Annotated in this window: 23 protein-coding genes; 16 read left to right on the top strand and 7 right to left on the bottom strand. The window is 66.2% G+C overall.

The window, feature by feature from the left end; genetic code table 11:
* Positions 1 to 214: 214 nt before the first annotated feature.
* Entirely contained in the window at positions 215 to 2,929 is a 2,715-nt protein-coding gene (gyrA, locus tag SriyCCGPB3_RS13765; protein WP_153856000.1) for a DNA gyrase subunit A, read from the top strand.
* Between the two features lie 131 nt (positions 2,930 to 3,060).
* Positions 3,061 to 5,589, top strand: coding sequence for a membrane-bound PQQ-dependent dehydrogenase, glucose/quinate/shikimate family (locus SriyCCGPB3_RS13760; RefSeq protein WP_248858007.1), 2,529 nt, complete (start codon positions 3,061 to 3,063; stop codon positions 5,587 to 5,589).
* A gap of 43 nt (positions 5,590 to 5,632) precedes the next feature.
* Here SriyCCGPB3_RS13760 and SriyCCGPB3_RS13755 read toward each other — a convergent pair whose 3' ends face one another.
* Complete coding sequence (locus SriyCCGPB3_RS13755) at positions 5,633 to 6,622, bottom strand: zinc-dependent alcohol dehydrogenase family protein (RefSeq protein ID WP_350259425.1); 990 nt, start codon at positions 6,620 to 6,622, stop codon at positions 5,633 to 5,635.
* A gap of 118 nt (positions 6,623 to 6,740) precedes the next feature.
* On the opposite strand from SriyCCGPB3_RS13755, the gene SriyCCGPB3_RS13750 reads away from it, so the two are divergent.
* The 3 genes from SriyCCGPB3_RS13750 (at position 6,741) to SriyCCGPB3_RS13740 (ending at position 9,702) form a co-directional block, all read left to right on the top strand.
* A complete protein-coding gene (locus SriyCCGPB3_RS13750) occupies positions 6,741 to 7,646 on the top strand; it encodes a LysR substrate-binding domain-containing protein (protein ID WP_350259424.1) in 906 nt (301 codons plus the stop codon).
* A gap of 51 nt (positions 7,647 to 7,697) precedes the next feature.
* Positions 7,698 to 8,207: a DUF4952 domain-containing protein gene (locus tag SriyCCGPB3_RS13745; protein WP_350259423.1), complete on the top strand. Its 510-nt coding sequence runs from the start codon at positions 7,698 to 7,700 to the stop codon at positions 8,205 to 8,207.
* A 64-nt stretch (positions 8,208 to 8,271) separates the two neighbouring features.
* Positions 8,272 to 9,702 (top strand): serine hydrolase domain-containing protein, encoded by a 1,431-nt coding sequence (locus SriyCCGPB3_RS13740; protein WP_197611382.1) that lies wholly within the window; start codon positions 8,272 to 8,274, stop codon positions 9,700 to 9,702.
* Positions 9,703 to 9,718: 16 nt separating this feature from the next.
* Here the strand turns inward: SriyCCGPB3_RS13740 and SriyCCGPB3_RS13735 are convergent, their stop codons facing one another.
* A complete protein-coding gene (locus tag SriyCCGPB3_RS13735) occupies positions 9,719 to 10,111 on the bottom strand; it encodes a DUF3037 domain-containing protein (RefSeq protein WP_005417377.1) in 393 nt (130 codons plus the stop codon).
* Complete coding sequence (locus SriyCCGPB3_RS13730; RefSeq protein WP_180854831.1) at positions 10,089 to 10,865, bottom strand: HipA family kinase; 777 nt, start codon at positions 10,863 to 10,865, stop codon at positions 10,089 to 10,091. Before SriyCCGPB3_RS13730 ends, SriyCCGPB3_RS13735 begins: the two co-directional genes overlap by 23 nt.
* A 456-nt stretch (positions 10,866 to 11,321) precedes the next feature.
* Here SriyCCGPB3_RS13730 and SriyCCGPB3_RS13725 point away from each other — a divergent pair, with 456 nt between their 5' ends.
* The 3 genes from SriyCCGPB3_RS13725 to SriyCCGPB3_RS13715 all read left to right on the top strand — a co-directional run bounded on the left by SriyCCGPB3_RS13725 (position 11,322) and on the right by SriyCCGPB3_RS13715 (position 14,803).
* Complete coding sequence (locus SriyCCGPB3_RS13725) at positions 11,322 to 11,651, top strand: hypothetical protein (RefSeq protein WP_153856006.1); 330 nt, start codon at positions 11,322 to 11,324, stop codon at positions 11,649 to 11,651.
* A gap of 169 nt (positions 11,652 to 11,820) precedes the next feature.
* Positions 11,821 to 14,283: a S9 family peptidase gene (locus SriyCCGPB3_RS13720; RefSeq protein WP_153856007.1), complete on the top strand. Its 2,463-nt coding sequence runs from the start codon at positions 11,821 to 11,823 to the stop codon at positions 14,281 to 14,283.
* A 199-nt stretch (positions 14,284 to 14,482) separates the two neighbouring features.
* Positions 14,483 to 14,803, top strand: a complete 321-nt coding sequence (locus SriyCCGPB3_RS13715) for a hypothetical protein (RefSeq protein WP_110712790.1) — start codon at positions 14,483 to 14,485, stop codon at positions 14,801 to 14,803.
* A 13-nt stretch (positions 14,804 to 14,816) separates the two neighbouring features.
* On the opposite strand, the gene SriyCCGPB3_RS13710 is transcribed toward SriyCCGPB3_RS13715, so the two are convergent.
* Positions 14,817 to 15,800, bottom strand: a complete 984-nt coding sequence (locus tag SriyCCGPB3_RS13710) for a hypothetical protein (RefSeq protein WP_343236004.1) — start codon at positions 15,798 to 15,800, stop codon at positions 14,817 to 14,819.
* Between the two features lie 138 nt (positions 15,801 to 15,938).
* On the opposite strand from SriyCCGPB3_RS13710, the gene SriyCCGPB3_RS13705 reads away from it, so the two are divergent.
* Both SriyCCGPB3_RS13705 and SriyCCGPB3_RS13700 read left to right on the top strand, forming a co-directional pair.
* Positions 15,939 to 16,904, top strand: a complete 966-nt coding sequence (locus tag SriyCCGPB3_RS13705) for a DUF2268 domain-containing putative Zn-dependent protease (protein ID WP_248858003.1) — start codon at positions 15,939 to 15,941, stop codon at positions 16,902 to 16,904.
* A gap of 49 nt (positions 16,905 to 16,953) precedes the next feature.
* Positions 16,954 to 17,736 (top strand): SGNH/GDSL hydrolase family protein, encoded by a 783-nt coding sequence (locus tag SriyCCGPB3_RS13700; RefSeq protein ID WP_248858002.1) that lies wholly within the window; start codon positions 16,954 to 16,956, stop codon positions 17,734 to 17,736.
* Here the strand turns inward: SriyCCGPB3_RS13700 and SriyCCGPB3_RS13695 are convergent.
* Positions 17,711 to 18,595 (bottom strand): LysR family transcriptional regulator, encoded by an 885-nt coding sequence (locus SriyCCGPB3_RS13695; RefSeq protein WP_248858001.1) that lies wholly within the window; start codon positions 18,593 to 18,595, stop codon positions 17,711 to 17,713. The two genes, SriyCCGPB3_RS13700 and SriyCCGPB3_RS13695, sit on opposite strands and share 26 nt — an antisense overlap.
* Before the next feature lie 104 nt (positions 18,596 to 18,699).
* On the opposite strand from SriyCCGPB3_RS13695, the gene SriyCCGPB3_RS13690 reads away from it, so the two are divergent.
* A complete protein-coding gene (locus SriyCCGPB3_RS13690; protein WP_248858000.1) occupies positions 18,700 to 19,833 on the top strand; it encodes an agmatine deiminase family protein in 1,134 nt (377 codons plus the stop codon).
* Between the two features lie 6 nt (positions 19,834 to 19,839).
* Here the strand turns inward: SriyCCGPB3_RS13690 and SriyCCGPB3_RS13685 are convergent, their stop codons facing one another.
* Positions 19,840 to 20,385: a thioesterase family protein gene (locus tag SriyCCGPB3_RS13685; RefSeq protein WP_012511531.1), complete on the bottom strand. Its 546-nt coding sequence runs from the start codon at positions 20,383 to 20,385 to the stop codon at positions 19,840 to 19,842.
* A 69-nt stretch (positions 20,386 to 20,454) separates the two neighbouring features.
* Here SriyCCGPB3_RS13685 and SriyCCGPB3_RS13680 point away from each other — a divergent pair, with 69 nt between their 5' ends.
* The 5 genes from SriyCCGPB3_RS13680 (at position 20,455) to SriyCCGPB3_RS13660 (ending at position 24,169) form a co-directional block, all read left to right on the top strand.
* Positions 20,455 to 21,030 (top strand): TetR/AcrR family transcriptional regulator, encoded by a 576-nt coding sequence (locus tag SriyCCGPB3_RS13680; protein WP_110712785.1) that lies wholly within the window; start codon positions 20,455 to 20,457, stop codon positions 21,028 to 21,030.
* A gap of 52 nt (positions 21,031 to 21,082) precedes the next feature.
* Positions 21,083 to 21,466, top strand: a complete 384-nt coding sequence (locus SriyCCGPB3_RS13675) for a nuclear transport factor 2 family protein (RefSeq protein ID WP_153856014.1) — start codon at positions 21,083 to 21,085, stop codon at positions 21,464 to 21,466.
* A gap of 153 nt (positions 21,467 to 21,619) precedes the next feature.
* The gene (locus SriyCCGPB3_RS13670) at positions 21,620 to 22,399 is read left to right on the top strand and encodes a hypothetical protein (protein WP_350259422.1); all 780 of its coding nucleotides are present in this window, start codon (positions 21,620 to 21,622) and stop codon (positions 22,397 to 22,399) included.
* 52 nt (positions 22,400 to 22,451) lie between these two features.
* Positions 22,452 to 23,297, top strand: coding sequence for an energy transducer TonB (locus SriyCCGPB3_RS13665; protein WP_350259421.1), 846 nt, complete (start codon positions 22,452 to 22,454; stop codon positions 23,295 to 23,297).
* Positions 23,297 to 24,169 carry a hypothetical protein gene (locus SriyCCGPB3_RS13660; RefSeq protein WP_180867141.1) on the top strand — a complete coding sequence of 291 codons (873 nt, stop codon included), beginning with the start codon at positions 23,297 to 23,299 and terminating at the stop codon, positions 24,167 to 24,169. The genes SriyCCGPB3_RS13665 and SriyCCGPB3_RS13660 overlap by 1 nt, the downstream gene beginning before the upstream one ends.
* A 48-nt stretch (positions 24,170 to 24,217) precedes the next feature.
* On the opposite strand, the gene SriyCCGPB3_RS13655 is transcribed toward SriyCCGPB3_RS13660, so the two are convergent.
* Entirely contained in the window at positions 24,218 to 26,329 is a 2,112-nt protein-coding gene (locus tag SriyCCGPB3_RS13655) for a TonB-dependent receptor family protein (RefSeq protein ID WP_350259420.1), read from the bottom strand.
* Positions 26,330 to 26,331: the final 2 nt, after the last annotated feature.

The raw sequence follows: 26,331 nt of genomic DNA, 5'->3' as shown, positions 1-26,331 counted from the left end.
CAGGGGAAGGGGCAGCGTGACCTCCGCCCCCGGTAGTGCCGGCCGCTGGCCGGCAACCCCCTAAGTTCCTGATTTGTGCCGGTAAAATCTCCGTAAAGGGAGGCGGGAAACGGCCTGTTGTGGTAGTATCCACAGGTTGAATCGAGGTTCCGGCACGACCCCCTCCCGCAGAGGGCTGCGCCGGACTGGACCGCTACCAGACAACGGAACCCGAATGGCAGAAAACGCCAAGGAAATCATCCAGGTCAACCTGGAAGACGAGATGCGCAAGAGCTACCTCGATTACGCGATGAGCGTGATCGTGGGCCGCGCGCTCCCGGATGCGCGCGATGGCCTCAAGCCGGTGCATCGCCGCGTGCTGTTCGCGATGAACGAACTCAACGCGCACAGCAACAAGCCCTACTTCAAGTCGGCGCGTATCGTCGGTGACGTCATCGGTAAGTACCACCCGCATGGCGATCAGTCGGTGTACGACACGCTGGTGCGCCTGGCACAGCCGTTCTCGCTGCGTTACATGCTGGTCGATGGCCAGGGTAACTTCGGCTCGATCGATGGCGACTCCGCCGCGGCGATGCGATACACCGAAGCGCGCATGTCGCGCCTCGCGCATGAGCTGATGGCCGACATCGACAAGGAAACCGTCGATTTCCAGCCCAACTACGACGAGAAGGAACTGGAGCCGACGGTCATGCCGACCCGGTTCCCGAACCTGCTGGTCAATGGTTCGGCCGGTATCGCGGTGGGCATGGCCACCAACATCCCGCCGCACAACCTGAGCGAATCGATCAACGCCTGCATCGCGCTGATCGATAACCCGGAAATCGATGTCGACGGCCTGATGGAGTACATCCCGGGCCCGGATTTCCCGACCGCCGGCATCATCAATGGTACCGCCGGCATCGTCGCCGGCTACCGCACCGGCCGTGGCCGCGTGCGCATCCGTGCCAAGGCCGATATCGAAGTGGCCGACAACGGTCGCGAATCGATCATCGTCACTGAAATTCCTTACCAGGTGAACAAGGCGCGTCTGATCGAAAAGATCGCCGAGCTGGTCAAGGAAAAGAAGATCGAAGGCATCAGCGAGCTGCGCGATGAGTCCGACAAGGACGGCATGCGCATCTACATCGAGATCAAGCGCGGTGAATCTGCCGAGGTTGTGCTGAACAACCTGTACCAGCAGACGCAGATGGAATCGGTGTTCGGCATCAACATGGTGGCGCTGGTCGATGGCCGCCCGCAGTTGATGAACCTCAAGCAGATGCTCGAGGCGTTCGTCCGCCACCGTCGCGAAGTGGTCACCCGCCGCACCGTGTTCGAGCTGCGCAAGGCGCGCGCCCGTGCCCACGTGCTGGAAGGCCTGACCGTTGCGCTGGCCAACATCGACGAGATGATCGAGCTGATCAAGACCTCGCCGAACCCGAATGAAGCACGCGAGCGCATGCTGGCGCGCGTGTGGGAGCCGGGCCTGGTCGGTGCGATGCTGGGTGCCGCCGGTGCCGAAGCCTCGCGTCCGGAAGACCTGCCCAAGGGCGTGGGCCTGATCGAGGGCGGCTACCAGCTGACCGAGATCCAGGCCACCCAGATCCTGGAAATGCGCCTGCACCGCCTGACCGGGCTGGAGCAGGACCGCCTGACCGACGAGTACAAGCAGCTGCTGGAAGTGATCGCCGGGCTGATCCACATCCTGGAAGATCCCGACCGCCTGCTGCAGGTGATCCGCGAGGAGCTGGTCAACGTCAAGGCCGAGTTCGGCGACGAGCGTCGTACCGAAATCCGCCACAGCGAAGAAGACCTGGACATCCTCGACCTGATCGCGCCGGAAGACGTGGTGGTCACCGTGTCGCATGCCGGTTACGTGAAGCGGCAGCCGGTGAGCGTGTACCGCGCACAGCGTCGTGGTGGCCGTGGCCGCAGTGCGGCAGCGACCAAGGAAGAGGATTTCATCGAACAGCTGTGGCTGGTCAACACGCACGATACGCTGCTGACCTTCACCAGCTCGGGCAAGGTGTTCTGGCTGCCGGTGTACCAGCTGCCCGAAGCCGGTTCGAATGCCCGCGGCCGTCCGATCATCAACTGGATCCCGCTGGAGCCGGGCGAACGCGTGCAGGCTGTGCTGCCGGTACGTGAATACGCCGATGGCCAGTTCGTGTTCTTCGCCACCAAGAACGGTACGGTCAAGAAGACCCCGCTGGGCGAGTTTGCCTTCCGTCTGGCCCGCGGCAAGATCGCGATCAACCTGGACGAGGGCGATGCCCTGGTCGGCGTCGGCCTGACCGATGGCGAGCGTGACATCCTGCTGTTTGCCTCCAACGGCAAGACCGTGCGCTTCGGTGAAGACAAGGTCCGCTCGATGGGCCGTACCGCCACCGGCGTGCGCGGCATCAAGATGCCGGCCGGCGAGGAAGTGGTCAGCCTGATCGTGGCCGAAAGTGCCGGTGGCATCGAGGACGACAACGAGGACGACAACGGTGTCGAGGAAGCCGCCGCCAATGGCGATGCGGTGATCGACGGCGCCGATGACGCCAGCGTGCAGTACATCCTCACCGCCACCGAGAACGGCTACGGCAAGCGCACCCCGCTGCCGGACTACCCGCGCAAGGGCCGTGGTACGCAGGGCGTGATCGGCATCCAGACCACCGAGCGCAACGGCAAGCTGGTCGCCGCGGTGCTGATGGGCTCCGGCGACGAAGTCCTGCTGATCTCCGATGGCGGCACCCTGGTGCGTACGCGTGGCTCGGAAATCAGCCGCGTCGGCCGCAACACCCAGGGCGTGACCCTGATCCGCCTGTCCAAGGACGAGAAGCTGCAGGCGGTGGAGCGCATGGATGCCTCGATCGACGAGGACGAGGACGAGGTGGCTGTCGCCACCCCGGCCGCGACCGACGGCACCCCGGCTGCTGCCAGCAGCGAGGACGCCGCGCAGGAGTGATCCTGCCATCAGGTTGAGGTACCCGACGACGCCGGCCCTGTGCCGGCGTCGTCGTATCCGGGTGCCGCACATACGCGCGCGCTTCACGTCGGCGGTGGGATAACGGCGCATGCTGCCCCCGGAGATCGACGATGTCCGCCACGCCGCAGTCCGCTACTGCCCCCGTCCGCGCTTCCCGGCATCCCCTCGTTACCGTGCTGTCGCTGCTGCTGGTCGTGCTCGGCCTGGCCATCGGCGGCCTGGGTGCGTGGCTGCTCAGCCTGGGGGGATCGGCGTACTACGCCATTGCCGGGCTCGGCCTGCTGGTCAGTGGCATCCTGTTGTTCGGCAACCGCCGCAGCGGCGCGCTGCTGTACGCGCTGGTGTTCATCGGCACGCTGCTGTGGACCTGGTGGGAATCGGGCAGCGACTACTGGCGCTGGGTACCGCGGCTCGGGCTGGTGACCGCGCTCGGCATCGTGCTGGCGCTGCTGGCGCCGACCCTGCGCGAGCCGGTTTCAAAACGCCTGTCGCGCAGCACGGCGGGCGTGCTGATGCTGGTGTTCGTGGCCGCCTTCGGATTGGCGTTCGCGCCGCACGGCGAAGTGGACGGGCACCAGCCGTTCCCGGAAGGCGCAGTCAGTGCCGGACTGGAACCTACGCGCGATACCACGGGCCTGCAGCCGGCCGACCAGCCCGCGGATGGCGACTGGCCTGCGTGGGGACGCAGCAATGCGGGCACCCGCTACTCGCCGTTGCAGCAGATCACGCCAGCCAATGTGGCCACGTTGCAACCGGCCTGGCAGTTCCGCACCGGGGATATGCCGAAGAAGCGCTGGGGCGCGGAAACCACGCCGCTGAAGATCGGCGACCGCCTGTACCTGTGCACCGCGCGCAACCGCCTGATCGCGCTCGATGCCGCCAGTGGCAAGGAGCTGTGGCGCTTCGACCCCAAGGTGAAGGACGCTTCGATCCCGTACACCGCCGCCTGCCGTGGGGTGAGCTACTACGAGCAGCCCAGCATGCCGGTCCTTGCCGATGCCACGCTGGCCGATGCCGCGGCCGATCTGGCGTTGCCGGAACCGCCGCCCAGCGTCACCCGCAGTGCTGCGCCGGGCACCCGTCCGGCCTGCTGGGCGCGCATCATCGAAGGCACGCTGGACGGCCGCATCATCGCGGTGGATGCGGACAGCGGCCGTCCCTGCGCCAACTTCGGCAACAACGGCCAGGTCGACATCACCCTGGGCATGGGGGAGGTACCGCCCGGCTACGTGTCGATCACCTCGCCACCGGCGATCGTGCGCGGGGTGATCGTCACCGGTCACCAGGTGCTGGATGGTCAGCGCCGCGACGCGCCGTCGGGCGTGATCCAGGCCTACGACGCGATCACCGGCAAGCTACGCTGGGCGTGGGACATGGACCAGCCCGAGCGCAACGGCCTGCCGCCGCGCGAGCAGACCTACACGCGCGGCACGCCGAACATGTGGACCACGGCCACCGGTGATGAGGCGCTGGGCCTGGTCTACCTGCCGCTGGGCAACTCCGCAGGCGACTACTGGAGCGGCTCGCGCACGGAAAACCAGAATCGCTACTCGACCTCGCTGGTGGCGATCGACGTGGCCACCGGCAAGCCGGCCTGGCATTTCCAGGCGGTGCGCAAGGACGTGTGGGATTACGACCTGGGTTCGCAGGCCAGCCTGATCGACTACCCGACCGCTGCCGGCAAAGTGCCGGCGATCCTGTTGCCGACCAAGCAGGGCGACATCTACATCCTCGACCGCCGCAACGGCCAGTTGCTGAGTGCTGCCGAGGAGCGCAAGGTGCCCATCGGTGGTGTTGAACCCGAGCAGCGCTCGCCCACGCAACTGTTCTCGCTGTACCACACACTGCGCCGCGAGCATGAGCTGACCGAGCGCGACATGTGGGGCATCACCCCGATCGACCAGCTGGTCTGCCGCATCCAGTTCCGCAAGGCCTACTACGAAGGTTTCTACACGCCGCCGAGCAGTGACCGCCATTCCATCGAGTACCCCGGCTACAACGGCGGCTCGGACTGGGGCAGCGTGTCCATCGATACGCGTCGTGGCGTGATCGTGGCCAACTACAACGACATGCCCAACTACAACCGGCTGGTGCCGCGTGCCGAGGCCGATCGCCTGGGTTGGCTGCCGCGCGAAAAGATCCGGTTCGACAAGGGCGGCGCTGAGGGCGCGGGCGACCCACAGGTGGGCACGCCCTATGCCATCCAGGTCAATGCCGGTTGGCGCCTGCCGTTCACCGGTCTGCTGTGCAAGCAGCCGCCCTATGGTGGCATCCGTGCCATCGACCTGCGCACCGGCAAACTGCTGTGGGACCGCCCGTTCGGCAGTGCACGTGGCAATGGACCCTTCGGCATCCGCTCCGGCCTGCCGATCGAGATCGGCACGCCGAACAATGGCGGCTCGGTGGTGACCGCCAGCGGCCTGATCTTCATCGCCGCCGCCACCGATGATCTGCTGCGTGCCATCGACCTGAAGACCGGCAAGGAACTGTGGCACGCCAAGCTGCCTGCCGGTGGCCAGGCCAACCCGATGGTGTACGAGCAGGGCGGGCGCCAGTACGTGGTGATCATGGCCGGCGGCCACCATTTCATGGAAACCCCGAACGGCGATTACGTGATGGCGTTTGCGTTGCCGAGGTAACCGCAAGGGAGGCGGTGGGCCGCCCCCGTTGCATGACGCTGGATCACACCGTCACTACCACCTTGCCGATCTGCTCGTTCGATTCCAGGTAACGGTGTGCGTCCTGGATCTGCGTGAACGGGAATACCTTGGCGATCTTCGGCGCCAGCGTGCCCTGGTCCAGGCCGTTGACGATGAAGGCCTTGGCACGTGCCAGCGCGGCATCGTCGGAGACGATTTCCGAGTACAGGTAACCCTTCAGCGTCAGTGACTTGCCCAGCACGTTGAACAACGGGAATGGGGTGGGTTCACTGCTCAGCGCGCCGTACTCCAGCAGGATGCCGCCACGCGCCATGGCTTCGGTCAGCGGTACGAACTGCGGGCCACCGATCGGATCGAACACCACGCGGGCGCCGGCACCGCCGGTGATGCGCGCGACTTCGGCCACCAGATCCTGTTCCTGGGTGGCGATGACATGGGCGGCACCGGCGTCGAGCAGGGCCTGGCGCTTGCCCGGGCCTCGCGTTACCGCGATCGGCGTGGCGCCCACCGCGTTGGCGATCTGGATCGCGGCCAGTCCGACGCTGCTGCTGGCAGCGGTGATGATGACGAAATCTCCGGCGGACAAGTGCGCCTGCTCCAACAGCGCCCCCCAGGCGGTGACGTACTGCATCCACACTGCGGCGGCCGTTTCAAAGTCCAATGCCTGCGGATGCTTGACCACCAGTCGTGCCGGCACGTTGGCCAGTTCGCCGTAGGTGCCCCAGCGCGCGATATCCAGTGGCGGCACCACGCTGACCGCATCGCCCGCGGTGAATCCGCTCACGGCACTGCCGACGGCTTCGACCACACCGGCCGCTTCGTAGCCGAGGCGACTGGGGAACTGCGCTTCCTGCAGGTAGGCGCCGTTGCGGAACATCACCTCGGCGCGGTTCAGGCCGATGGCCTTGACCCGGATCTGGACTTCGTCGGCGGCGGGGGCGGGAACGTCGATGTTGTCGATGCGCAGTACATCGGCGTTACCGTATTCGTGGATGCGGACAATCTGGCTCATGGGGGCTCCTGGACAAGGCCAGCGCTGAGGCCGGCGGAAAGGTGAGGCCTACTGTGCGCGTGGCCTGCATCCAGAATAAGGGGTAATCTTGGGTTTCATTGAAAAACAATTGTTTGCAATGGACCTGATCGCTCCCCTGCGTACCTTCGTGAAAGTGGCCGAGGTCGGCTCCTTCGCCGCTGCTGCCGACGCGCTGGACCTGTCGCCGCAGCTGGTCGGCAAACACGTGCAGTCGCTGGAACTCCACCTGGGCGTGCGCCTGCTCAACCGCACCACGCGCAAGCAGAGCCTGACCGACTTCGGCCAGGCCTACCTGGCGCGGGCGCGGGTGATCCTGGAGGAAGTGGAGGGGGCCGAGCAGCTGGCTGAAGTGGCGCGCGGGCGGCCGATGGGGCGCCTGCGCATCAGTGCGCCGGTCACCTTCGGCGTGCACGCGCTGGGCCCGGCGGTGGTGGCTTACATGCAACAGTACCCGGACGTGCAGGTCGATCTGAACCTGTCCAACAGCCTGGTGGACATCGTCGAGGACGGCTACGACCTGGTGTTCCGTACCGGTGACCTGGCCGACAGCGGGCTGGTGGCACGACGGCTGGGGCCGTATCCACTGGTCCTGTGTGCCTCGCCGGACTATCTGGCCTCGCGCCCGGCCATTACCCATCCCGATGACCTGAGCCGGCACGAGTGCCTGGGCTTCGCGCATTCGGTCATCCGCACGCGCTGGAGTTTCCGCGATGCCGATGGCAGCGTGCTGACCGTGCCGGTGTCCAGCCGCTTCATGGTCAACCAGGCCGAGCCGCTGCTGACTGCGGCCGTGGGAGGGCTGGGATTGATCCTGCAGCCCTACGAAATGCTTGCCGCCGCACTGGCGCGTGGTGAACTGGTGGAAGTGCTGCCGCACCATGTGCCGGTATCGACGTGGATCAACCTGGTGTATCCGCGCGACCGCCAGCTGACGCCCAAGCTGCGCAGCTTCCTGGACTTCTGCGTGGCGCGATTCAGTGAACAGAGCATGGCGCGGCGATAGCGAGGCCATCGGGTAGCATGGTTGCCATCAACTGCGAAGGATCGCGCCCTCATGTCGTTTCATTGGCCACAACGTGCCGCGCGCGTTCTGCCCCTGGTGCTGCCCGCATTGCTGCTCACCACCGGATTACCAGCTGCCGAGCATCCAGCACAGGCGCTGGCGGAGTGGGAAGCACGCGGTCGTACTGAAGGCCTGGCCCGACCTGACACGGTCTGTCAGGACTTCCTGCAGGCAATGGGACGGAAACCAGAGGGACTGGAATACATCGGCTGCAGTCAGGACGATGCGTCCTACATCAAGCCGATGGAAGCCCACTACCGGGTTGCGGGTGCCGGGGCAGCGAAGATCGAAGCCTTCCTGCACGCAACGTTCGGCCTGCCGGCGTTGCGTTACGTCTGCTGTGGCTGGAGCAGCGGTGAACCTTTTTACTGGCGCGAAGGTCCGGACGCGGTGAGGTACCAGATTGGCATGGGTGTGGAATCGCTGCCGCACGCGCGGAGCGAATGGCATCGCATCGAGGCATTCAACGTAACGGTTGAGGTGTTGCGGCAGAGTCCCTAGCGTCGATGCGGCGGGCGCATCCTTGGTCTAGGATGCGTCCTGGGATCCCCGCAAAGGAACTGCAATGAGGGTTGTCGGACGCCTGTTTCTCTGCAATGCGCTGGTCTGTTCGGTTCTGCTGGCTACCCCGGTTTTTCCGGCAGTCGGCGCAACCTCTTCCGAGCATGCACATCCACGTGCGCAGGACGCCATCGACGACTGGCTGGCAGCCTTCAACGCTGGCAGCCTCGCGGAACTGCAGGCGTTCGCCGATGCCTATGCGAAGAAGGAAGGCAGCGGCCCCGATGACTATCTCGAGTTCCGCGGGAGTACCGGCCCACTGCGCGTGCTGGAAACAATCGAAAGCACGCCGGGCCAGGCGAAGCTGCTGGTGCTGGGCCAGCTGAACGAACGCACGATGTGGGTGACGGCCAGCATGGACCCGGACAATCCGGCGCACCTGAAGCAGTTCCAGATCGAAGGTACTGAAACGCCGGACAAGTACAAGCCAGGGCGTGTTGCGTTGCCTGCCCTGATGGCGGATGCCGAAACGAAGCTGGAAGCACTGCGTGTACAGGACGCGCTGTCGGGCGCATTGCTGGTGGCACGTAACGGCGAGGTGCTGCTGGACTGGCGCGGTGGCGAGGCGGATCGCGAAGGCGGGATTCCGGTGGATGCGGGCACACGCTTCCGGTTGGCCTCGTCCAACAAGATGTTCACCGCCGTGGCCCTCCTGCAGCTGGTGCAGGCCGGCACGGTGGGGCTGGACGATACGATCGGCAGGCACCTGCCGGACTATCCGAACAAGGCCGTTGCCGATGAGGTGACCGTTCGCCAGCTGTTGACCCACACCAGCGGACTGGGCGATTTCTTCGGTGATGATTTCGATCAGTATTCGGCCTCGCTGAAGACGCTGGATGACTACGTGCAGCGCTTCGCCAGGGATGCGCCGCAGTTCACGCCTGGCAGCCAGGACAGCTATTCCAACTATGGCTTCATCGTGCTTGGGCGGATCATCGAGGCCGTCTCCGGGCAGTCGTACTACGCCTATGTGGAGCAACACATCCTGCGCCCGGCAGGCATGACCGGCACCGGCTTCGAACCGGAAACAGTGACGGTGCCACAGCGCGCCGTCGCCTATACGAAGAAGGATGGGCAATGGGTCCGTGAAACGAAGTCGCTGCCCTGGCGCGGCATGTCCGCCGGTGGCGGTTACAGCACGGCCACCGACATGCTGAAGTTCGCCGAGGCGCTGCGCAGCGGAACGCTGGTTTCACCTGCATTGCTGCAGCAGGCCACCACGGCGCAGAACCACAAGCGTTGGTACGGCTATGGTTTCGTGGTGCAGGGCGAGGGCAGGGAGCACCAGTACGGCCATGAAGGCGGTGCGCCCGGCTCCAACAGTGCCATCGTGGTGCTGCCTGCACAGGGCTATGTGATCGTTGGGCTGGCCAATGTCGATCCGGATGCGATCGGTAACGTGGTCAACTACATCGCGCGACGGCTGCCGCTTTGATCGCGATGCGTGCCGGTCATTCCGGCACACGCACCATCTTCGTCATCAGGTGTTCCACCACACCCGCCGGGTCTGCCGTGCGACCGACATGCGTGCTCGACATCTGCACGACCGAGCTGCGCTTGGCGGTGAGGAAATGGAAGCGCGCGCGCGCCGGCAGCTGCGCGATCGGCCCGGCGCTGGCATCGCCGCGGCAGATTGCCACGATCGCATCCAGCCACGGTTGCAGCGCGTCCTGGTCCAGCGCCGGCGCGAACGCGTGCAGGCGTGCCGGATCGATTTCGATGGCCGCCTCCAGATGACGCGCGCCAGGGCAGGAGACGATCACCCCGACGTTGATGAACTCTTCGCGTTCCACCCGCGGTACCACGCGGATGACTGCATAGTCATACGTGTGCAGCGTGGGCACGGATGGCCTCCTGCACGAACACCGCACGAACCTTCAGGCGGTGCTTGAGATAATCGATGTAGCCTTGGCGATAGGCCTGCGGGCTGTCGAATGCCGGCTCGTTGACCAGCCAGCTGTCCGGCACCAGGCCGACGATCCGCTCGATCTCGGCATCGGTCAGGCGGGCGGCCAGTTCGGCATCCACCTCGGCGATGCGGCTGGCGAACGACAGCAGCACATGGTCACGGATCAGTACGAAGGGCTTCTCGCAGGCATCTCCGGCGTTGGCCCAGTCGTGATGGAAGTACATCGCCGCGCCGTGATCGATCAGGTACAGCCTGCGGTGCCACACCATCAGATTGGGATTGCGCGTGGTGCGATCGACATTACTGGTGAATGCATCGAACCAGACGATGCGCGAGGCCAGGTCGGCGTCCACCGGCATTGCTGCCGGGTCGTAGTTGATCGCACCGGGCAGGTAGTCCAGGCCCAGGTTCAGGCCTTCGCTGGCGCGGATCAGTTCCTGGATTTCCGGGTCCGGCTCGGTGCGGGCGAACTCGCGGTCCAGTTCGACGAACAGGATTTCCGGAATCGGCAGGCCCAGCGCACGTGCCATTTCGCCGGCAATCAGCTCGGCGATCAGTGCCTTCGGGCCCTGGCCGGCGCCACGGAACTTCAGCACGGCCATGCCGTCGTCATCGGTCTCGACCACGGCGGGCAGAGAGCCACCTTCCCGCAAGGGGGTGATGTAGCGGAGGGCATGTACGGTGCGCATGGGCGCATTCTAGCGTGGCGCCGGGGCAGGCGTGCCTCAGCAGAGCGGGGCGCCAGCTTAATGAACGGGTACCACGCGAACCACCTTTTACAGGTCGCCCGCAATCTTCACTTGTTCCTTCCGCGCAGAGTGGCAGCATTCGTTCCAACGGAGCAACACACCCGCGTGTGACCTTCAACAGGAGGCCCTCATGCCGCTACAGTGCAGCTGTCACGCTTCACCGTGTATGCAACGCAACGCGTGGTGTTGACCTTGACCTGACACGGTCACGCCATCGGTACGGATGGCCGTCCCCCGCAGTCCCAGACACCTTTCACCCATCGCGCCCCGGCGTTGCCCGGTTGGTCCTGCGATCCAGGGACTTGCGCCCCAAGAGAGATCCCTGCGTTGCCATCGACGCTGGCAACGTGGGGCCGCCGAATCCACGCTATCCCCACAGGCTTTGGAGGTGCACCGATGAGCGACGAATTCAATCCCATGCTGCCCCCACTGGACGATGCCAAGGCCGAGGAAATGATCGGCAAGGTCGTGCTGGTCGGTGTCACCCGCTATGGTGGCGACGGCCAGGTGCAGGGTCTGGAGCAGTACGCGGGCACCGTGCTGCGCATCAGTGCCGACGAAGGCGTGGTACTGGCCGACGAAGGCGATGGTCATGAGCGTTACCTGCCGCCCATGCTCGACCAGTACCAGCGGGCCGAGCCCGGCGAGTACCGCATGCGCAACAGTGGCATGATCGTGGTCGACCCCGATTACCTGACGGCCTGGGATCTGCACGCCCAGCAGTGATGACAGGCCACGCCTGGCAGGGGCCGGCCCATCGCCGGCCTCTCCGCGTGCGTCCCACTTTGCCCCATCCGGCCACTAGTCCTTCCGGCCCATTCCCGTTGCCTCCTGCGGTGCTAGATTCGGGCCCTTGCCCGTCCTCGGGCGCCCATTCACACCCCAGGGGATAAGGATGCTGATCCGTCGAACCTCTCTGGCGGCGGCTGTTGCCGTTGCCACCGTCGGCCTGCTGGCCGCTGGCCCGGCCTTCGCTGATTACGCGAAGCCGCCGGAACACCTGCTCAAGGTGCTGAAGGCACCGCCGCCGCCGGCACCGAACGTGGCCCCGGGCGGCCAACGCCTGCTGCTGACCACCGCGCAGACCTACCCGTCGATCAGCCGCGTGGCCCAGCCCTACCTGAAGCTGGCCGGCGTGCGCCTGGAGCCGAAGAACCGCAGCCGCCATGACACCCCCGGTGGCTATGGCATTCCGGCCTGCGTGGCCGACTTCACCCTGGTTGATATCGGCAGCGGCAAGGAAACCAAGGTGAACCTGCCGCAGGGCTGCGCCACCGGCGCGCTGTGGTCGGCCGACGGCAGCCATTTCGCCTTCCAGAACGCGGTCGATACCAGCGTGCAGCTGTGGGTCGGCGATGCCGCCACCGGCCAGGTGAAGCAGGTGCCGAACGTGCAGCTGAACCCGATCTTCGGCAACACCGTGCAGTGGCTGGGCGGCAGCCACAACCTGCTGGTGAAACTGGTGCCGGCCAACCAGGGCCCGGCGCCGTCCAATGGTGGTGTGCCGACCGGTCCGGATGCGCAGGAGTCGCTGGGCAGCAGCGGCGAAAGCAGCACCTACGAGGCCCGCGACACGCTGACCAGCGTGCATGACGAAAAGCTGTTCGCCTACTACGGTGCCTCGCAGCTGGCCGTGGTCGATACCGCCGCGGGCAGCGTGCGCCCGGTGGGGCAGCCGGCGCTGTTCAACGAGGTCAGCGCCGCGCCCGATGGCGTGCATGTGCTGACCGAGTCGATCAAGGCACCGTACTCGCATGCCGTGACCTACCAGCGCTTCGCCAATGATGTGGCGGTGCTGGATATCAGCAACGGCCGCAGCACACCGATCGCCAGCCTGCCGCTGGCCGACCGCGTGCCGGTGCACGGCGTGCCGGAAGGCCCGCGCGGTTTCGACTGGCGTGCCACCGATCCGGCCACCCTGGTCTATGCCGAAGCGCTGGACAAGGGCGACTGGAAGGTCAGCGTGCCGCATCGCGATCGCGTGCTGATGCTGAAGGCACCGTTCAACGGCAAGCCGACCGAAATCACGCGCACCGCGCAGCGTTTTGAGGGTTTCGCGTGGACCGCCGATCCGGCCGTGGCCTTCCAGTACGAGAACGACGAGAACCGTCACTGGATGCAGACCCGCGTCGTCGATGTGGACCAGCCGAAGAAGGAAGGTCGCCTGCTGTGGGACATGTCCAGCGATGAGCTGTACGGCAACCCCGGCAATCTGGTCTTCACGCGTTTGCCGAATGGCGCGCAGGTCGTGCGCCAGGACGGCAACCATGTGTTCCTCAGCGGCCGTGGCGCCTCACCGCAGGGCGACCGCCCGTTCCTGGACCGCCTGGACCTGGGCACGCTGAAGAGCGAGCGTCTGTTCCGCAGCAGTGCCGATGCCTACGAACAGTTCCTCGGTTTCAGCAACACGCCGGGCCGCTACCTGACCTGGCACCAGTCAGTGATCGATCCGCCGAACGCCTTCATCCGTCAGCAGGGTGAGTCAGTGGCCGATGCGAAGGCCGGCGAGGCGCAGTTCGCGTCGACCACGACCGCGCTGACCAAACTGGTCGACCCGACCCCGGAAGTGCGCCAGATCAAGAAGCAGTTGGTGACCTACAAACGTGCCGACGGCGTGGACCTGTCGTTCACCCTGTACACGCCGCCGGGCTACAAGGAAGGCCAGCGCGTGCCGGCGATCCTGTACGCCTACCCGGCCGACTTCGCCAACGCCGCGCAGGCGGGGCAGGTGTCCGGTTCGCAGCAGACCTTCACCCGTCTGCAGCCGTACCGCCTGATGCTGCTGGCCGGCTACGCGATCATCGACAACGCCTCGTTCCCGATCGTGGGTGACCCGAAGAACGCCTACGACACCTACCTGGAGCAGCTGGAAGCCGACGCCAAGGCGGCCGTGGACAAGGCCGTGGACATGGGCGTGGTCGACCGCAACCGCATTGGCGTGACCGGTCACAGCCACGGCGGCCTGATGACCGCCAACCTGATCGCGCACACCAACCTGTTCAAGGCCGGCGTGGCGACCAGCGGTTCGTACAACAAGACCTTCACCCCGTTCGGCTTCCAGAACGAGCGTCGCTCGGTGTGGCAGGCGCAGGACGTGTACCTGAAGGCCTCGCCGTTCTTCTACGCCGACAAGATCAAGCTGCCGCTGCTGCTGGTCCATGGTGAGGACGACGCCAACCCGGGCACCGAGCCGTTCCAGTCACGCAAGCTGTACCAGGCCATTCGTGGCAACGGCGGCACCACCCGCCTGGTGATGCTGCCGAACGAACCGCACTGGTACACCGCGCTGGAGTCCAACGAGCAGCTGGTGTCGGAGATGCTTAACTGGTTCGACACCTACGTGAAGAACGCAAAGTAAGGGCACAGGAAGGCCGCCTCAGGGCGGCCTTCCTGCATCCTGTAGAGCCGAGCCCGTGCTCGGTTGCTTGTTCGCCTGTAAACAGATTGAAGTGCTCTGCAATCAACTGTGGAGACTCGGTAACGACGTGTTACCGGCACATTCGCGGGCCATGAAAATGGTCTAGTCTGATCGTGTAAGTCCGTCCCGGGTCGATGCAATGAAAGCCATCCTTCTTGCTGCAGCGTTGTCGTTGGTCCTGGTCTCAACTGCAAGTGCTCAGCCGCTGCCTGCCGAGCTGGCGCAGCTGGGGATCATCGCCGGCATGCCTTACGCCAAGGCCAAGCGCCTGCTGGACGCCGCCGGCTGGCAGGCGAAGCCGGCGCAGGGCGCGCCGGAGTCACTGGAAGGCTTTCCCGAAGTCGGATGCCAGAAAGGCGGAAAGCAGTGCGCAACGACGTTTGAAAAGGGCGAACAGCAGGTCGCGGTGCGGCTGGGCACTACCCTGGCAGGGCAGCCGTTCGTGCAGGGCGCTGACTGAGCGTCTGCCGCACTCACGCCAGCGGTAAACGGTCCTGCGCGTGCGCCAAACGATCATGCAGCTCGCGCACGTGCTCGGCCTTGGCATGCACCTGGGTGGCATCACCGAAACTGCGCAGATAGGCGCAGGCCGCGAAGCCGGCGCTCTTCTTTTCGTACTCGGCAATCCAGGCCAGTCGATCCGGGTTGTTGGCCTGTTCGGCTGACCACGCGGCCACCGGCGGGCGGATGCGGTACTTCAGGCCCACGCGCCACGGCTTCGGGGTCAGTCGCGCACGGAAGCAGTGCTGCAGCCGGCACATGCGTGCGTACAGGGGGTCGGTGCCCAGTGCCTTGAAGAACGCCTGCAACTGCTCGTCCTCGGGCGAGAACGTGGCATGCATGGCGAGCACGCGCAGGCCAGCCGGCGTGCGGTAGGTGCGCAGGTGCCACTCCGGATGCTGTTCGCTGAAGGCCGCGACCCGCTGCAGGGCCACGCCTTCGGCGCCGCCGGCTGCGGCCAGGCGGCGCTTGCGCTGCATCAGCATCGCGATGTTCACCAGCACCACGGCCGCCACACCCAATACCAGTCCCGCCAGCCAGTGCCACAGCAGGGTGCCGATGATGGCGCCAGCGAACAGCAGCACCGCGGCGATGAGAGCGGGCATCACGCAACCCGCGGGTGGTTGCGCATGGTCGATGTCGGCAAACAGTACGTCCGGTGTGTTCAGGCACAGCGCCCCGTAGCTGTTGCGGGTGATGATGACATCGCCGTCGCGCCGTACGATCTGCTCGCGGATCGGCACCCCCTCCACGCCGTAGTTGCTGCGCACTTCGCGGCGCGGCAGCGCCTGCCCTGCAAGGATGGCGTTGAGCGCTTCGTTGGCACGGCGGTCGGCGTGCGCCTGAGCTTCGGCAGGGCTTTCGTCGGACCAGCCGAAGCGGCGCACGACCACCGGCCGGCCGCGAAAGCGGGCCTGCAGACGGGCTTCGGCCCAGTATGCGGGAACGATCATCATCGTGCGGTGCTCCATCTTCCATGGCAGGTGCCGAAGCGAGTCTGGCACAGCGGCGGGGCGCCCGCATCCGACTGCTGCGGCGGGCTGGGTGGAGTGATAGATTGCGCGCTTCGCATGCACTCCACCAAGGACGGAGCGATGTCCACGATCCTGCGCGGCCTGTTGGCCCTGGCCTGTGCCGGGGCGGTGGGTGTGGCCACGGCGGCGGTACCGGCAGGGCCGCAGATCCTCACCGAGGATGTCAGTCGTTTCTATGCACTTTATGACAGCGCCGGCGGCAAGCCCAATGTTGCGCAGCTGCGTGGATACCTGGCCGAAGGGTCGGCTGGCCTGGCGGAGTTGGCCAAGGCGCGCCGGGTCACGCCCGAACGCATTGCCGAGTCCATCGCCAGCCAGCCCGAGCTGTATGCTCAGGGACGAAACTGCCTGGCCGAACTGCCCGCGGTGAAACAACGCCTGACGCAGGTGTTTTCCAACCTGCAGGCGATCTACCCGCAGACCCGGTTCCCGCCGGTGACCATCGCGGTGGGCCGCGGCCGGCCGGTCGGGCTGACCTCGAAAAGCGGCGTGATCATCGGCCTGGAAGCGCTGTGCGCGGCCGACTTCATGAATCCCAATGTGCAGGACCGCTTCGTGCACGTGATCGCACACGAGTACGTGCACATCCAGCAGACCGGCCTGATCGACTTCGAGCCGGGAGAACCGCGGGCAACAGTGCTGCGCGTGTCGCTGGGCGAAGGCATCGCCGAGTTCATCACCGAACTGATTTCCGGCAACGTCGGCAATGGGCGACATGCGGCGTGGACGCGCGGCAGGGAAGTGCATATCGAGAGCGCATTCGCACTGGATCTGGACAGCACCGATCTGTCGCCGTGGCTGTACAACTACAAGCCCGGTTCGCAGGAACCCTATGATCTGGGCTACTGGGTGGGCTACCGCATCGCCAAGGCCTATTACCTGCAGGCCAAGGACAAGCGTGACGCAGTGCGCGCGCTGATCCAGCAGGACAACCCGAAGACGATCCTGGCCGCCAGCGGCTGGACGCCGGGTATGTGGATGCCGGCCAAGGTGACCGGTGTGGCGGCGCGGTCGGCGGCACGCTGAGCGCGGGGCCGCGCGCTAGACTGGCCCGGACATCCAAGGGAGAGACCCGATGCGTTCCGTGTCCGGCGGCCTGGCCGCGGTTGTCCTCGGTATCGCGCTGAGCGCCCATGGGGTGGCGGCCGATGCGCCCGCCATCAATCCGTTGTTGGTGGAACCTGTCGATCGCCTGCGCCCGGATGAGGTGCGCTTCATGCAGCAGCGCCTGGCCGATTGGCCGGAACTGCAGCGTTACCGCGACGCCAACGCACGACTGTCTGCCGCCGTACCGGGGCAACCACGCGTGGTGCTTTTCGGTGACTCGATCACCGAAGGCTGGGGTAGGGAAGGCAGCGAAGCGTTTTTCCCCGGCAAGGGTTGGCTCAACCGCGGCATCAGCGGCCAGACCACGGCGCAGATGCTGGTGCGTTTCCCGCAGGACGTGCTGGCACTGAAGCCACAGGTGGTGGTGATCCTGGCCGGCACCAACGACATTGCCGGCAACACTGGCCCCTCCACGCAGTCGATGATCGAAGACAACCTGCACGCGATGGTGGACCTGGCCCGCGCACATGGCATTCGTGTGGTGCTGGCATCGGTGCTGCCGGTCAGCGATTACCCGTGGCTGACGGGCACAATGCCTGCGCCCAAGGTGCGTGCATTGAACACGGCATTGAAGCGCTATGCCGATGCGAAGCAGCTGGTCTATCTGGACTACTACACTCCGATGGCCAATGCGGCTGGCGGGCTCGACCCGCAACTGGCCGACGACGGCGTGCATCCCACGGCGAAGGGCTATGCGGTGATGGCGCCGCTGGCCGAGGCGGCGGTCAAGCGCGCGCTGCAGCAGAAGTAGCGTCAGCGGGCAGGCTCGCCAGCAGCCAGTCACAGAAGCTGATCACCAGCGGATCGGCTGTGCTGTCCTCGTGCACCAGCCAGCTCCAGCGCGGGCCGCGCACGCTTGCATCATCCAATGGTTGCAGCAGGCCTTGTTCGCAGGCGCGCGCGGCAAGCAGTTCGCTGACCAGGGCGATGCCGAGACCCTGGCATGCGGCATCCAGCAGTTGCCCGGGCTCGGAGAAGTTCATGCCCTCGCGGCGCTGTCCGACATCGGCGCCGCCCTGTACCTGCCACTGGCTCCAGTCCATTTCGCGCTCGCCATGCAGGGTGAGGCGTTCGTGCACGGGCGTGGCCAGCAGGTCGGGATGGCAGGCCGGATAGAGGCGGTCCTGCAGCAGCACGCGATGCTGGCACTGCGCCTGTGAGTCGAGGTCATCGCGTACCGCCACGTCCAGCGTCTGCGTGGTCATGTCTGGTGCTTCCTCGCTGGTCAGCAGCCAGAGGTCGGCGTCGGGATGCAGGCAGTGGAACCCGGCCAGGCGCGGCACCAGCCAATGGCGGGCGAAGGCCGGGCTGGTGTTGACGATCAGTTGATTGGGCTTGCGGTACTGATCGAGCCGGCGGATGCCGCTGGCCAGCTGCCGCAGCAGTGCCTGCGTTGTTTCCAGCAGGTCGATGCCGGCGTCGGTGAGGGTGACGCTGCGGCCTTGCCGGAAGAACAGTGGTTGTTGCAGCGATGCCTCCAGGCCCCGGATCTGCTGGCTGATGGCCGACTGGGTCAGGTGCAGTTCCTCAGCCGCACGGTGGAAGCTGCCCAGGCGGGCGGCGGCCTCGAAACCCCGCAGGGCGTTCAGCGGTGGCCAGTGCTTGAGCATTCTGATAAGTAAAACTGTTCAATTGTTGGCTGAATCTATCGTTTGTTCTTATGTGTCGGCAAGGGCAGCATAGCGCCCATCCCGCACCGGCCCTGGAGCCCGTCATGAGCAACCGTCGTCACTTCCTCACCCAACTGGCGGGCGCCGCCGGCCTTGGCGGCCTGGCCGCTCTGGGCCTGGCCGGGCTGCCGGGTCGCGTATCCGCAGCAGGGCCAGGTGCGGGGACTTGGCGCATGCCGGACGAGCACGGGCCGCAGGAACGCGTGTTCCTGGCCTTCGCCGCGCAACCGAGGGTGTGGGGCGCGCAGGCCGATGCGGTGAACACCACCGTGGCGCGGCTGGCCCGCACCATCGCACGCCACCAGCCGGTCAGCGTGCTGTGCCGCCCTGCACAGCTCAAGCAGGCGCAGGACCGCTGCGGCCGCGACAACATCGAGTTCCTGGACGTGCCCTTGGATGACATCTGGGTGCGCGATTACGGTGGTTGCTTCGTCACCAATGACCGGGGCGGGCTGGGCCTGGTCGACTTCAACTTCAACGGCTGGGGCGGCAAGCAGAGCGCGCGCAACGATGGCGCGGTGGCGCCGTGGCTGGCACAGGTGACCGGTGCGACGCTGCTGGAAAGCGATCTGGTGGGCGAGGGCGGTGGCATCGAAGTCGACGGCCACGGCACGGCCATCCTCACCGAAAGCTGCTGGGTCAACCGCAACCGCAATCCGGACGGGTCGCGCGCGGATATCGAGGCCGAGCTGAAGCACCACCTCGGCCTGCGCAAGGTGATCTGGCTGCCCGGTATCGCCGGCAAGGACATCACCGATGCGCACGTGGATTTCTATGCGCGCTTCGTACGCCCGGGCGTGGTGATCGCCAATCTGGACAACGATCCGGAGTCCTACGATTACGACCTGACCCGCGAGCACCTGCAGATCCTGCGCGGGGCCACCGATGCCGACGGCCGTCGCCTGCAGGTGCATACGCTGCCGCCGCCGCTGGACGGACGCGACAACGTGCATACCCGCGACAACGACGATCTGGCGATGGGCTACATCAACTACCTGCCGATCAACGGCGCCGTGGTCGCACCGCAGTTCGGAGACGACGACGCCGATGGATTCTGCCGTGAACTACTGGAAGACATGTATCCCGGCCGCGTGATCGAACAGGTGGATATCGATGCCATCGCGGGTGGTGGTGGCGGTATCCATTGCGTGACCAAGAACATGCCGAAGGTGGGCTGACGCGCCTCAGGCATCGTCCTGCTTCAATGCGGCATCGGCCGCCAGCAGCGCCTCGGCGGCCGCACTGAGCGGCGGCGACGGCGGGGCGACCACGCCGATCGCTTCCATCATCTTCGGCATACCGAGGAACTGCCGCGCACGGCGGTCGTAGATGCCGGTGACCAGCAGCGCGCGCGTGGCGATCTTCTGTTCGGCGCCGATCAGCACGCGTTGCTCCATGATGCCGCGCGAACCGACCCAGCCGACCAGCCGCGTTTCCAGGGTGAAGCGCTGGAATGGCTTGAGTTCGCGGCGGAACTGGATGGTGCCGGCACCGACGATCGGTGCCCACTTCTCGCGTAGCGCCACCCGGCCCAGGCCCATGCGCAGGATCAGGTCCAGCCGGCCCAGGTCGAAGATGTTCCAGTAGCGGCCGTTGGTCATGTGCAGGTTGCTGTCCAGGTCATTGGGCAGTACCCGGAACTGCAGCCGCGAGACCCCGAACGGCGCCTCCAGCTTGGGCCGGAACAGGCTGCACAGCAGCAGATGGAGCAGGCGGAACCAGAGATTCATGGTTATGACGACTGTTATAGAATCGCCGGTACGCTAATCTATGACGACTGTCCTGGCAAGGAGCCTGCCGTGAGCCCGCGCCCCTCTGATGCGCCACAACGCGTGATTGATGCTGCGGCACAGATGCTGGCGCGTGTGGGCCTCAATGCCACCAGCATCCGTGAGGTGACCAAGCTGGCCGAGGCGCCGCTGGGTTCCACCTACCACCACTTTCCCGGCGGCAAGCAGGAGCTGCTGGCGCGCGCCACTCATATGGCCGGCGACAAGATCGAAGCGCTGCTGGTGGAGCTGCTGAAGGGCGGCGCAGTGCAGGGCCTGCAGCAGTTCCTGGCGATGTGGCGCGAGCGCCTGCTGCGCACCGATTTCCGCGCTGGCTGCCCGGTGCTGGCCGCTGCGGTTGAGGAGCCGGTGGAGGCCATGCCCAGCCAGCCGCGTGCCGCTGCTGCCGAAGTGTTCGCGCGCTGGCAGGGCCACCTGGCGGCGGCGTTCGTCGCCGAAGGTCACAACCCGGCCGCGGCGGCCGGACTGGCCAGCCTGGTGATTGCCAGCGTGGAAGGTGCGGTGGCGATGTGCCGCGCGCTGCAGGACATCGGCCCGTTCGACCAGGTGGCCGCGCAGTTGCTGAAAGCCGCTGCGCCGCCTTGATCCGGCTGCACGGTCGCGGGAGACTCGGCGCAGGCCCTGACTGGACGCCGCCATGGACGAATCGCACTGCCGCTACCTGATCGAGCACTACCTGCTGGCCTACAACCGCTTCGACATCGATGCCATGCTGGCGGTGCTGGCGCACAACGTGCGCTTCGAAAACCATAGCGGTGGCCAGCTGACGATGGTCACCGAAGGCATCGATGCCTTCGGCGAACTGGCGCGGCAATCGGCCCAGATGTTCCACGAGCGCGAGCAGCGGTTGCTTGAGCTGACGTTCGAGGATGATGTGGCGCTGGCCAGCATCGGCTGGCGTGGCGTGTTCGCGCAGGACATTCCAGATGGTCCGGGCGCGGGCACGGAACTGGCCCTGCAGGGACGCAGCGAGTTCGCTTTTGAGGACGGTCGCATCGTGCGGATCATCGACCGCAGCTGAGGAACGGCCGCCCAGGTCCGCCGTCTGGACAGCGGACCTGCCCGCGGTAGAATCCGCCCACCACCGCTTACGCGTGCCCGGCAAGGATGTCCGCATGCAGTATCAGGTTTTCGAGCTTCCACGCTGCACGATCCGCGGCATCCGTTGGCGCCGATGAAACGCACCCGTTTCTTTTCACGCAGCCCGTTGAAGTTGCCGATGAACCGCGGCAGTGAAGTCGTGCGCGCGCGGCAGCATCTGCAGCAACGCGGCTGGCCGCGCCTGCAGATGGCATTGATCGTGGCCCTGACCGGTGCGGCCGGTTTCCTTGCCTCGCATCTGCTGCGTCTGGCCGGTATCGACGCAATGCTGCTTCGCTACCCGATGGCCGTGCTGTTGGCCTATGGCGTGTTCCTGCTGCTGATGTGGATCTGGATCCGCTGGCGCTGGGACAACGTGCTGGATGGCCTGTCGCCGGATGTGGGTAGTGGCAGCCCATCGCCTCGCGGAAGTGCCGTGGAATCACCGTGGAACGGCATCGGTGGCCGTTCCGGAGGTGGCGGCGCGTCAGCTTCGTGGAATGAGTCGGCGCGGGTCAGCGGCGGCGATGCCGGTGAGCTGCCGTTGACCGGCCTGGCCGAAGACGAAGCGGGCCTGCCGTTGCTCGCGATCCTCGGCATCGTCGCGCTGGTGGCGACCGTCCTGCTGGCCAGCGTGTGGGTGGTGTGGGCGGCGCCGGTGCTGATGGCCGAGCTGCTGGTGGACGCCGCCATCGCCGGTGGCCTGTACCGGCGCATGCAGGGCATGCAGGAGCAGGGATGGTGGCGGGTATGCGTGACGCACACGATCTGGCCGCTGCTCGGCCTGCTGCTGTTCTTCGCTGTGCTGGGTTGGCTTGCGCAGGCGCTGGCGCCAGGAGCGACCCACCTGCTGCAGGTCATTCAAGCGCTGTAGCGCCACGTTCCCGGCTGATATCCCAACCTGCTTCATTTCTTCGAGGAGCTTCATGCGACAGCGCATTGCACGGAAGCACATCCTGACGACAGCGGTCGTCCTGTTCGTGGCTGCTGGCGCAGCGCTGATGGCCAGCGTGCGCCCACAGTGGCGGCAGGATGTCAGCCCGCCTCCGATCAACCTGGGAACGGCACGGATGCAGGCCGAGGTGATGGCAGAGCTCATCGACCTGCGACCGACACCGCCAGGAACGCCGCCGGTACCGCCGATTCCAATGAAGGCAGTCTCCTCCGCGATGCTGACCGGCAACAGTGGGTTCGCGACCGCGGAGGTGCCACTGGCAGATGTCGCGCCAGCACACTTCGAGCCGCGCGACCGGGAGCCCGACATGCCATTCGCTGTGATGGAATGGACTGCGCCTGCCTGCGGTGAAGGAGACCCCGCCCCGGTCTGCCAGGTTCGTCACAACGTCGTCGAGTGGCGCGATGATGACAGTGCGGCGTCCTTTCAACTTCAGCAGCATCTGGAGGCGATGCTGCAGGTTGCGAACCGCCGGGCTGTACGCGTACCCGACCTCGCGTTTGAGCTTGCGCATGTGCGAGCGCAACGGATGACGTGGGACGAGCTTCAGCAACGGCGCGCACGCGGCGTCGAGGGATGCACGGGTGGCCCGGGCAATCCGGATCTGGGCGTTGTCTATCTGCAGCGTCCTGTGTTCAGCCTGGACGGGAACTGGGCAATGGCATCGATCGCCTCGGATCTGTGCAGTGGAGGAACGGCGATGCGCGTCCTCTACCTTCTGCACCGCAGCAAGGGCGGATGGGAGCGTGTTCGAGTGGAGCCTGTCCGCTATATGAGCTTTGGCCACGGCCTGTGGCCCGCGTTACCGGAGTCGTGATGACAGATACCTCGTTCAAGCCAGACCGTGACTGCCAACAGCGGATCGCCTGGCGGCGCATTGCATCGTTGGCGGCGGCGCTGTCGGCTTTGGCTCTCATGGCCGGAATCTGCAGCCTGCGCCCGAGGTGGCAGCAGGAAACCGGTCCGCCGCCGGTCAACCTGGGAACCGCGCAGATGCAGGCTGAGGCGATGGCGCTGGTGATTCGGCAGGGTCCTCCATTCCGTCTTCCAGCCCCGCCAGTGCCGCAGCCGACGCCGGTTCTGCCATTGCCGTCGAGCGGCGTGCCCACCGCACCGCAGACGCCGTCCGCCCCCGTCGATCGATGGCGCCCGCAGGAGCAGCCGCAGTTGACCGACCCGGTGGGGCAGGACATCTACGTGATGGAGCAGACGTTGCCCTATTGCTGGCCGGGCAGCAGTGCCTCCACCTGCCAGGAGGTGGATGATCTGGTCCTGCCGCTGGACGACCGGTGGCCGCCGCAGATCCACGCGCTGCGGTTGCAGCTGCAGGCGGATCTGGTTCCTGCCAATCGCCGTCCCGCGCCAGTACCCGCAGCCGCATTGGCCGGTGCGCAGCGGATGGATGCCGAAGGTCTTCGAGCGCTGCGGGAGCGCGGCTGCGCATCAACGGCGCAGCAGCCGTCCCATCCGTATGATCAGTTCGTCCATCTGACCCGGCCCGTTTTCAGCGGCGATGGGCGGTGGGCCATGATCGCCGTCGCCTGGGATTCGTGCTCCGTCGATTTCGTCTACCGGGAGCTGGTCGTACTGCATCGGGAACAGGGACGCTGGATGAGCGAACCCCCGGAACGAGGTCTGGGCGGCGTATGGGATGGCCGCGTACTGCGGCCCTGGAAGTACGCCCATTGACGAGAGGGGCAGAGGGCGCCGGATCACACCCGGCGCCGCCTGCGGTCATCAGTCAAAGCGCAAGCGCACGCCTGCATAGACGCCACGACCTTCGCCCGGCGTCGAGCGGGCGACATCCTTGCCGGCATCGTCGTAGCCCGGTGTGACCGTGGCGGCGTAGCGGCGGTTGCCGATGTTGCGCATCTCCGCCCAGGCCTGCCAGCGGCCACCGGGTGCGTCGTAGCCGATGCGGCTGCCGAAGATCACACGGCTGTCGGCCCAGTAGCTGTTGGCGTAGTCGACGGCGATGCGCGAGGCGTATTCGGTATTGAGCGCAGCGTACAGGCCGGAGGCGTGATCGAAGCGCAGCTCGGCCTGGTAGGCGTGGCGCGGCAGGCCGGGCAGACGGTTGCTGCCGAAACGCGCATCGTGGCGATAGCGGAAGTCGCTGAAGGTGTACGCCTGGCGCAAGGACAGGCGGCCCGGTGCTGCCTGCCACAGCGTGCTGTCCAATCCGGCTTCGATGCCGCGGTGCACGGTGGGGCTGGCGTTGTTCTCGGCGATGAACAGGTTCGGCACCGGCTGCAGCTCGACGCTCAGCAGTTCGTGGTTCACGTGTGCGTAGTAACCGGTCAGTTCCCAGCGGCCCAGCGCCGCGTCACCGCGCGCGCCCAGTTCCAGCGTGGTGGCGGTCTGGTTCTGCATCGGTACCGGCGCGCGCTGGCGGCCGGTGGACGGGCCATTGCCCGGCCCGAAGTACTGCTTGGAACCCCAGATCATCGACCACGGATGCGGTGCTTCCACCGAGCGGCTGAGGTTGCCGAACCACTGGGTCTGCGCGCTGTGCTGCCAGGTGAAGCCCAGTCGCGGCGCGTAGTCCCAGTCGCGGTCGCGCAGGCGGCCGCCGCTGCTCGGCCAGGTCACCTGCACATCGCGGCGGGTGTTGATCAGTGCCAGCCCGGTCTGCATGCGCAGGCGGTCGTTCAAGGTGAGGGAATTGCCGACGTGCAGCGTGCTGTCGGTGCCGTGGTGGCGGAAGTCACGCGTGCGCGTACCGGCGGCGTAGCCGTTGCTGGCAAAGCGCAGCGACTCGCGCACATCGGCGTCCAGATCGTGGGTGACGCGAAGGCCCACCGTGGTTTCGCTGTCCAGGCCGAACAGCCGATGGCGGTGGCGATAGTCCAGCGTGGCGTTGAGGTTGGCGTAGTCCAGCTGCTGGCGGTACAGGCTCTCGTTCAAGTCCATCGGGTACGTGTGGTAGACCAGCCCGGCCTGCAGCGAGGAATCCTCATCGATCTGCAGCGTGGTGACGTTGCCCAGCCACGTGCTGCCCGGCTGCGGGCGACGCGCATCGATGGCCAGATTGGCCGGGTTGACCGCATGCGGGTCGTTGCGGATCTGGTCGCGGGTCAGGCGACCGGGTGTTTCGTGATTGGTTTCGCGGTAACGCACGAAGAAGCGCGTCTGCAGGTCGGGGGTGATCTGCCAGCCGATGTTGGCCATCGCGCCCTTGCCATCGCCGCGCGCATGGCGCTGGTAACCGTCGAATTCGGTATCGGTGTAGGCCAGGAAGTAGTCGACATCACCACTGACGCCGCCCCAGCTGATGCCGCGCTTCTGGTAGCCACGGCTGCCGGCTTCGTAGTGCAGCTGTACGCCCGCCGAATCACGACCGCTGCGGCTGACGTAGTCGATGGCACCGCCCAGCGCCAGCGCGCCGCGCTCGAAGCCGTTGGCGCCGCGCAGTACTTCCACGCGGGACAGCCACAGAGGTTCCAGCAGCTCGTAGGGCGTGCCGCCCGGGCCGGTCAGTGGCAGGCCGTCGATCGACACCGCAATACCCGAGGCATGCGCGCCGGGGCCCCGGTTGATGCCCGAGCCACGGATCGAAATCTTGGTGCCCTCATTACCCGGCGACTGCGCGCTGATGCCCGGTTGGTAGGCCAGCACATCGGCACTGCTGGACAGTCGGCTGTCGGCCTTGGCCACGTCGATGACGTTGCTCGCGCCGGGTACGCGCTTCAGCGCCTCGCGCGCCTGGGCGCTGGCATCGGCAGCAGCGGTGACCTGCACGGCATCCAGCGTGGTGGCCTGCGGCGCAGCAGCGGCGGTGGTGGAGAGGCCAAGGGAAACGGCCAGGAACAACAGCGACGGGGTGGGGCGGTACGACGAGAGCGACATGC

This window comes from Stenotrophomonas riyadhensis, from assembly GCF_040256885.1.
Taxonomy (GTDB): Bacteria; Pseudomonadota; Gammaproteobacteria; order Xanthomonadales; family Xanthomonadaceae; genus Stenotrophomonas; species Stenotrophomonas riyadhensis.
Note: the sequence above shows the minus strand (reverse complement) of the source record. Positions and strands in the feature narration are given on the sequence as shown.